Source organism: Streptomyces mabaensis (genome assembly GCF_053763515.1).
The window spans coordinates 1-8,155 of sequence record NZ_JBSOPZ010000073.1 but is presented as its reverse complement, the minus strand read 5'-3'; the positions used below and the strand labels follow the sequence as shown (position 1 = coordinate 8,155).

At 70.5% G+C, this 8,155-nt stretch carries 6 protein-coding genes and 2 riboswitches; of the genes, 4 read left to right on the top strand and 2 right to left on the bottom strand.

What is annotated here, in order from left to right:
- Positions 1 to 231 precede the first annotated feature (231 nt).
- Positions 232 to 311, bottom strand: a riboswitch (glycine riboswitch).
- Between the two features lie 5 nt (positions 312 to 316).
- Positions 317 to 415, bottom strand: a riboswitch (glycine riboswitch).
- A gap of 315 nt (positions 416 to 730) precedes the next feature.
- Positions 731 to 1,552 (top strand): lipase family protein, encoded by an 822-nt coding sequence (locus ACWV17_RS33620; protein ID WP_455362639.1) that lies wholly within the window; start codon positions 731 to 733, stop codon positions 1,550 to 1,552.
- 57 nt (positions 1,553 to 1,609) lie between these two features.
- On the opposite strand, the gene ACWV17_RS33615 is transcribed toward ACWV17_RS33620, so the two are convergent.
- A complete protein-coding gene (locus tag ACWV17_RS33615; protein ID WP_455362638.1) occupies positions 1,610 to 4,144 on the bottom strand; it encodes a beta-glucosidase in 2,535 nt (844 codons plus the stop codon).
- A gap of 242 nt (positions 4,145 to 4,386) precedes the next feature.
- Here ACWV17_RS33615 and ACWV17_RS33610 point away from each other — a divergent pair, with 242 nt between their 5' ends.
- Positions 4,387 to 5,724: an MFS transporter gene (locus ACWV17_RS33610; protein ID WP_455362637.1), complete on the top strand. Its 1,338-nt coding sequence runs from the start codon at positions 4,387 to 4,389 to the stop codon at positions 5,722 to 5,724.
- A 77-nt stretch (positions 5,725 to 5,801) separates the two neighbouring features.
- Positions 5,802 to 6,863, top strand: a complete 1,062-nt coding sequence (locus ACWV17_RS33605; protein WP_455362636.1) for a 5'/3'-nucleotidase SurE — start codon at positions 5,802 to 5,804, stop codon at positions 6,861 to 6,863.
- A gap of 94 nt (positions 6,864 to 6,957) precedes the next feature.
- Here the strand turns inward: ACWV17_RS33605 and ACWV17_RS33600 are convergent, their stop codons facing one another.
- Positions 6,958 to 7,650 (bottom strand): alpha/beta fold hydrolase, encoded by a 693-nt coding sequence (locus ACWV17_RS33600; RefSeq protein ID WP_455362635.1) that lies wholly within the window; start codon positions 7,648 to 7,650, stop codon positions 6,958 to 6,960.
- A gap of 157 nt (positions 7,651 to 7,807) precedes the next feature.
- On the opposite strand from ACWV17_RS33600, the gene ACWV17_RS33595 reads away from it, so the two are divergent.
- The gene (locus tag ACWV17_RS33595; RefSeq protein WP_455355681.1) at positions 7,808 to 8,008 is read left to right on the top strand and encodes a DUF2191 domain-containing protein; all 201 of its coding nucleotides are present in this window, start codon (positions 7,808 to 7,810) and stop codon (positions 8,006 to 8,008) included.
- The last annotated feature ends 147 nt before the right edge of the window (positions 8,009 to 8,155 follow it).

The window sequence follows — 8,155 nt, the reverse complement described above, 5'->3', positions numbered from 1 at the left end:
CATCTTGGCCCGGGTCTTGATCCACTCGGGCTTGCGCTCGATGGGGGTCTGGCTGTTCCGGACCTCCAGACGCAGCAACTTACGTCCGTCGGGCGGGGTCACCGTGCCCGACGGGGGGCGACGGTCGTCGGATGTGCGGGGTGTGACGGGAGGGTGGAGAGCGTCGCCCATGGAGGCTTCCTCGAGTGTCGAGCACGGGGCATGAGCCCGTACGGCCGAGTGAGCCTCCCCCTCTGTCATTGGCCTGAGAGCTTCACCGCGGAACGCGGCTTGCACCGTGGGCGAGGCGCGTGAGCGCCTGCTTTCCAGAGTCCGCCTCCGCTGTGCGGTAGGGATGCCTGAGAGTTTCCGGGGAGGATTTGCTCCTTCGGCGCCACGTCCCTTGCCGGAACGTGAGCTCTCCCGCACAGAATTGTCAGCGGTTTATTCGATTGTCCGGTCCTTCTGGAGCAACGTAGGGGCATCGAAGCGCGGCCGTCAAGTGCTCCCCGCGCGCACGCGCCGAGCTGTGACCCGCTCAAGACGCATGCCTTGAGCTGCGGAAACGCGGCCCTTCTGGGGCGGGCGCCGCGCCGCTCGTGCGGCTTTTCGGGTGAAGGCAGGGCAGGGCTCCTCCGTGCCGGCCGCTCCGGCGGATACGACAGGCCTCACAGGTGCTTCGTCAGCGGCCTCGCCGAGCTGCTGAGCCGCTGATGACGCGATACAGGCTTGCCCCGGAAGGAACCAGCCCATGTCCGTACCGACCGCGATCGATCACCACACCAGCGCATACAGCCTCGCCCACGCCTACTGGCTGGCCCAGGCGTCGGATCTGGCCTACAAGAACGAGGCCACCATTGAGGACCAGGCGCGGCGCTGGGGGTTCGGCCGGGTGCGCCATCACCGCTCCCAGTTCACCCCGCCGTTCCCGCTGCAGGACACCCAGGCGTACACCATCGCCAGCGACCACATGATCATCAGCGCCTTCCGCGGTACCGAGCCGGCCCAGATCCGGGACTGGCTCTCGGACGCCACCACCCCGCCCCGGCCCGGGCCAGGGAAGACGGGCTTCATCCACCACGGCTTCGGAGAAGCGCTGGAATCCGTCTTCCCGGATGTGAAGGACGCCCTCGCCGAGTTCCGTACCAACGGGCAGACGGTGTGGTTCACTGGACACAGCCTCGGTGGCGCCCTGGCGATGCTCGCCGGCGCGCGGATGTATCTGGAGGAGCCTCGGCTGCAGGCGGACGGCGTCTACACCTTCGGCCAGCCGCGCACCTGCGACCGCATGCTCGCCACCGCGTACAACAAGGGCTTCAAACAGCGCATGTACCGCTTCGTGAACAACAACGACATCGTTCCGCAGCTGCCGCCGGAGCCCGTGTACACCCACGTCGAGAGTCTGCGGTACATCGACTCCGACGGCAGGATCCGCGAGTCCGTGAGCATGCTGGGCGGGCTGACCGACCGCGCCAGGGGGCTGACCGCCGACCCGTTCGCCCCGGCGAGCGACGGTGTCCGGGACCACTCGATCCGCAGGTACATCGCCGCTCTGGAGAAGAATCTCGGCTGACCCGCGCCGGGCGCCCCGCCGGGCCGGAAGGACACGGCGGGGCGCTCCGGCCGGGTGTCAGTGCGCGATGTCCAGGTGCGTGCTCACCCTGCGGTCGGCCACCGAGCGGCCGGCTTCGATGGCGTAGCGGCCGGACACCAGCAGCCAGTCGCCGCCCTGGTCGTCCCATACCTCCGCGGCCCGGCGCGGCAGCTCGATGCGGACCTCGGTGCCCTGGCCGGGGCCGGCCTCGGCGGTCGCGAAACCGGCGAGCCGGCGGGACGGACGTTCCACCCGGTCGTCCTGCGGAGCCAGGTAGGCCTGCACGACTTCCCGTCCGGCGCGGGCACCGGTGTTGCGGAGGCGAACGGTGAGGACGCCGAGCGCGTCATCGTGGCCGGCCTCGAACCGTGCCGACTCGTACTCCCAGGTGGTGTATCCGAGCCCGTGGCCGAAGGGGTACGCCGGGGTGGCGCCCGCCCGGTCCCAGGCGCGGTATCCGATGAACAGGCCTTCGGCGTACGGCAGTTGACCGTCAGTCGGAGTGACCTCGGTGACCGGCGTGTCGGCGAGGGCGGCCGGCCAGGTGGTGGGCAGCCGGCCGCCGGGTTCCTCGGTGCCGAGGAGTACGTCGGCGAGGGCGGCGCCGCCCTCCTGGCCCGGGAACCAGGTGAGCAGGACCGCGGCGACGTCGTCGCGCCAGGGCATCTCGACCGGGGAGCCCGCGTTGACCACGACGACCGTGCGGGGGTTGGCGGCGGCGACGGCGCGTACCAGGTCGTCCTGGCGGCCGGGGAGCCCCAGGTCCGTACGGTCGAAGCCCTCGGACTCGACACGCTCGGTGGTAGCGACGACCACGACGGCGGTGTCGGCGGCCCGTGCGGCCTCCACGGCTTCGACGATCAGCTCGTCGGGGTCGCGCCGCGGTCCGAGGTGGAGGAAGGAGAACATCACGGCCGGCAGCGGCGCGTCGGCGACGTCGCCCACCACGTGAAGGAGGGAGACCTCGACGGGCTCCCCCGCGGTGAGTGTGGCGCGGCCGCGCTCGGCGGGGGCGCCGAAGAAGGCTTCGAACGGATCGGCCCCGTCGCCCAGTTCCTGCCCGCCCTCCCACAGCAGGTCACCGCCGACGCGCAGGGCGAAGGCGCCGAGTCCGCGGGTGCCGAAGGAGTGCTCGCCGGTCTCACGTGGTGTGAAGACGCCGGTGACCTCGATGGAGTGCAGCGTGTCGTAGCTGACGCCGGCGGGCAGGTCGTCGCCCACCCACTGCACCTGCCCGTTGGGCAGCGAGCCCTCGCCGAGGATGTCTCCGGCCGCGTCGCGGCACACGGCGCGCAGCTCGAAGCCCTGGTCGGCGGGGGTGAGTTCGTCGCTGGGGTCGGCTCCGACGGCGTAACGGAGCGCGCCGGGCGGGAGCGCGGCGGTGAGACCGTCGAGCGGGGAGACGACTCGCTCGGGGAAGACGGTGGCGGAGCCGCCGCCGAGGACGCGGGCGTCGCGCGCCGCGGCGCCGATGAGGGCGACCGTGCCCGCCTTCGCGGGGTCGAGGGGAAGCGTCGCGTCCTCGTTGCGTACGAGGACGAAGGCGCGGTGGGCGATCTCACGGGCCAGGGCCTGGCCGTCGACCGGCCCGGGGAGGGTGGTGACGGCGGGTTCGACGCCTTCGAGGGCGCCGACGCGGGCGGCCAGGCGCAGGACGTTGCGTACGGCGCCGTCGACGACGGACTCCTCCACCTCACCGTTCCGGACGGCCGCGGCGAGGGCCTCCCCGTACACCGTCCGGGGTCCGGGCATCGCGACGTCGAGGCCGCCGAGGATGTCGCCGACCGTCGAGCGGGCAGCAACCCAGTCGGAGACGATGGCGCCGTCGAAGCCCCATTCGCCGCGCAGCACCTCGTTCTGGAGGTGGCGGTGTGACGTCATGGTGGTGCCGTTGACCTGGTTGTAGGCGGTCATGATGCCCCAGGGGTGGGCGTTCTTGACGATGGCCTCGAAGGGGGCGAGATAAAGCTCGCGCAGCGGGCGCGGCGCGATGACGTTGTCGACGGTGAAGCGGTCGGTCTCGGCGTCGTTGGCCACGAAGTGCTTGACGGTCGTGCCGACGCCGCCGTCCTGGACGCCCTGTACGTATCCGGTGCCGATCTCGCCGGTCAGATACGGGTCTTCGGAGTAGCACTCGAAGTGGCGGCCGCCGAGCGGCGAGCGGTGCAGGTTGATCGTGGGGGCGAGAAGGACGTGGACGCCCTTGCGGCGGGCCTCCTGGGCGAGGAGCCGGCCGGCCCGGCGGGCGAGGGCGGGGTCCCAGGTGGCGGCGAGCGCGGTCGGGGAGGGCAGCGCGACGGACGGGTCGTCAGCGGTCCAGCGGACGCCGCGGACGCCGATCGGGCCGTCCGACATGACCAGGGACCTCAGGCCGATCTCGGGAAAGGCCGGCAGGGACCACATGTCCTGTCCGGCGAGCAGCCGGGACTTGGCATCGAGATCCAGCTTGCGGAGGGCGGTCTCGACGGCGGTTTCGTACGGGGCCGCGCGGTGGGCCGCGGAGTCGGGCGTGAAGTCGGGGGTGGCGTCGGGGGTCGCGTCGGCCGTCGGGCCGGTCGTTCGTTCTGTCATCGTCAGCTCCCTGTGAGGTCGTCCATGGGCCATCCTGACGCCAGCAGCCTGTAGATCGGTAGGCAAAGTTATCGCTTCGTTACTTCAATGCATCACGAGGGCGCGGCACTGACGAACCGTTGAAGCATCACGAATTGAACGCGGGTCGCCGCATATCTTCCGCCTGATGACACGTGTCACCTATGCTCCCCACGGTTTCAGGCTCTGTTTCTCGCTGCTCGATGACCCCGAAGGGCCCCCTCATGAGCAATGCACTTCCTGAAGAAGAATCACAGGCAGTGGCCGCACCCGCGGCGCCTCCCACCGCGACCGGACCGACAGGCGCATACCGCCTCGGTCCCCTCCACCTCACCCTGCCGCTGGCCAATGTCGCGCTCTACCTGCTGTGGCTGGGTGTCGGCACCTTCCTGCTGCCGATCCAGGTCGCACAGATCACCGGTACGAACGACACGGCCGCCCTCTCGACGGCCAGCACGATCGGCGCGGTCCTCGCCACGGTCGGCAACCCGGTGTTCGGCCAGCTGTCGGACCGTACCCGCTCACGCTTCGGGCGCCGAGCGCCCTGGATACTGCTCTGCGCCGCACTCGGCGCCCTCGCCCTCGCGGTCCAGGCGCAGGCGGCGACGATCGCGACACTCGGACTGAGCTGGGGCGTCGTCCAGTTCATCATGAACGGCTATCAAGCCGCGCTGACCGCAGCGATGCCCGACCGCGTGCCCGCCGCCAAGTACGGCACGTTCTCCGCGCTCGTCGGGCTCGGTGTGCCGCTCGGTACGATCACGGCCGCCCTCGTCATCGGCGGCGTGCCGGGAGAGAAGTTCGGTCTCGACGGCGTCATCGGCGGCTTCGGCGGACGGTTCGCCGGCGAGCAGGGCTACTACCTCATCGCCGGATGTGTCGTGGTCGCGGCACTCGTCTTCGTGCTCGTCTCTCCCGACCGCTCCACCAAGGAGCTTCCGCGCGAGCGCTTCGAACTCAAGGCATTCCTGGGCAACTTCTGGGTCAGCCCCAAGGACCACCCGGACTTCGGCTGGGCGTTCATCTCCCGTCTCGGGGTGATGCTGGGCTACTTCATCGTTCTGACGTACAACATGTTCCTGCTGGCGGACCACATCGCGATACCGCCGCAGGACCTGCTGCCGACGGTCGGGTTCCTGATGATCGTCAACGCCCTGTGCACGGTTGCCGCCTCGGTGCTGATCGGCCCCCTCGTCGACCGCGTCGGCAAGGTCAAGCCCTTCGTCCTGGCCTCCGGGGTCGTCGCGGCCCTCGCCCTGACCATCCCGATGATCTCGCCCACCGAGGGCGGCATGCTGGCCTACAACGTCGTCGGCGGCACGGCCTTCGGCGTCTACCTGGCCGTCGACATGGCCCTGATCACCAAGGTGCTGCCGCGTACCGCCGACGCGGGCAAGGACATGGGCGTCATCAACATCGCCAACGCCGGCCCGCAGATCCTCGCCCCGACCATCGCCGGATGGATCGTCGCCGCGGGCGGGTACGAGGCCCTGTTCCCGATCGCCGCCGTGGTCTCCCTGGTGGGCGCGGTCGCCGTACTGCGGGTCCGCGGCGTCCGATGACGCCGGGCATCCACGTCCCGCCGGTCCACACCCACACCCGCGCCCGAACCCGAACCCGAACCCGATCAAGGACACTGATGAACCTCCTCCTCCCCCGCCGCAGAGCGCTTCCGGTGATCTCCGCCGCCGGAACGCTGCTGCTCACGCTCACGCTCACCGCCGGCGCCCGGCCTCAGCCGGCCAGCCCGGAGCCGACCCCGCTGCCGCTTGCCGGGATGCGCATCCTGATGACCAATGACGACTCGATGCAGATGGCGCGCCCCAACGCCTCCGACGGCAAGGGCCTGTACGAGGTCCGGCGCGCGCTGTGCGCCGCGGGGGCGGATGTCGTCGTGATGGCTCCGTGGGCCAATCAGAGCGGTGCCGGTACCAGCGCCACCGGCAGTGGCGCCCTGACGGTCCAGCGGCGTACCGAGCTGCCGGCCGCGTACGCCGGCGACTGCTCGGGCGCCCCGTCCGGCGGGGCCGTCCACGGTGTCTGCAAGGGGGCTTCACCGTGCGGGCCCGGATCGCAGAGCGCCACGCCGGCCGACACCGTACGTCTCGCCCTCGGCGGCGCCCTGGCGGCGAAGGCCGGCTGGAACACCTCACCCGATCTCGTGGTCTCGGGCAGCAACTACGGGCCCAACGTCGCCTCGGTGGTGAACGAGTCCGGAACCCTCGGAGCGGCTCTCGCCGCGATCGACGAGGGCGTGCCCGCGGTGGCCCTCAACAGCTCCTACGACCCCAACGTCACCACGTCGCTGGAGGTCGCCGATCACACCTACCGGCAGACCGCGGAGTTCGGGGCGGACTTCGTCGGGAGCCTGCGGGAGCGTCGTCTGCTGGACTCCGGCTTCGTCGTCAGCATCAACTACCCCTACCTGGCGGCAGGCCAGCGTCCGCAGCGCACCGCCTGGTCGTCCGTCGGCACGCAGAAGGTCGTACGCCCCGCCTACACCGGCAGCGGCGACACCTTCACCATCGGGGGGACGATCTGTACTCCGGCGATGGCCGGCTGTCGCCCCGAGACCAAGCGCGACGCCGACTACGCGCTGCTCCAGCGGGGACATGTGACCGTGACGCCCATCAGCGCGGACCGCAGCCACCAGGGCCGCGATGCGCTGCGGCTCGCGCGGTTCGTGAAGACCGGCCGCTGACCTGACAGCAGCGGCCCCAGGTCCCCGGCGCTGCTCCCCGTGGGAGAAGCGCCGGGGCCCTGTCATGGGCGCGGGAGGTGTGTCCGGTGACGCGTCAGATCCAGCCGTCCAGGGAGGTCAGGAACGCGGGCAGGTCGTCACGGTGGATGCAGTGACCGCTGCCCGGGACGACCCTGACCTCGAACCCGCGTTCCTTGAGCCGGGCGGCAGCCTGCGCGTCGACACAGAGGCTCGGCTCCGCGAGCTGCACCAGCGACGGCACCACGGCCGTGTCCGGCAGGTAATCCTGGTCGAAGCCCTGGACGCCGTCCAGGAACTCCGGGTCGAACAGGCCGAAGCCCGCCAACTCGGCCTCGATGTCGGCGTCCGACCAGCGCGGATTCATCGACCGTACGCTCTCCGGGGTCGCGTGCGTGACCATGTCCCGCATGAACGCGGTGGCTTGGGCGGGTACGTTCGCCAGGCAGAAGCCCGGATCCGAGTAGACGGCGCGCCCCGGCCGCAGCCGCGACACGGCATGGGCGAGGGACAGACCTCCCAGGGAATGGCCGATGGCCAGATCGGCGCCGGCCGGCAGACTCTCCGTCAGGTCGTCCGCCAGCAGCTCGGGACGGTACTCACCGCGCGGGCTCAGGCCGTGCCCCCGCAGATCCGGGGCGATCACCCGGTATCCCTTGCCGATCAAGTGCTCCTCGACGGCGTGCCAGGTCCGGTGGTCCGACATTCCTCCGTGGATGAGCAGCGCGACCCTGTCGCCGGTGCCGCGTTCATGGACGTGCAACTTCATATCGACCTCTAGTTCCTGGGGTTCGCGTGCCCGCACGCGGATGTGATGACACGTGTAACCAGTGTCGCGTACGGCCCGCTTCGGCGACAAGAGGCCAGTGCCGCGCGGCGATACGACCGGGGAGGCTAGAGTCGGGATCCGAGGAAGGGGGGCGTCCGTGGCCAAGGTCAGCGTCAGTCTCGATGCCGAACTCGTGGTGGAAGTGATGGTCCTGTCGGGTGTCGGCTCGCCGCAGGACGCCGTCGAAGTGGTCGTACGCGACTACATCGCCCGTGGCCACCGCACCGAGGCGCGCACCGAGCACAAGGACACGAGCCTGCACGAGGCCGAGATCAAACCGCAGGAGCAGCAGGGCTGACCGTCGTCAGCGTCTGAGACGGGTGTGCCGTCGCACCGGGGTCGGTACGACGGCACACCGCTCGGGGACCAGGGCCTGTCCGGCGGATCAGGGCCGGATAGGACGCGGCGTCTGGTGCACTGCGCTTCGCTCCGTCTCCGCTCTTTT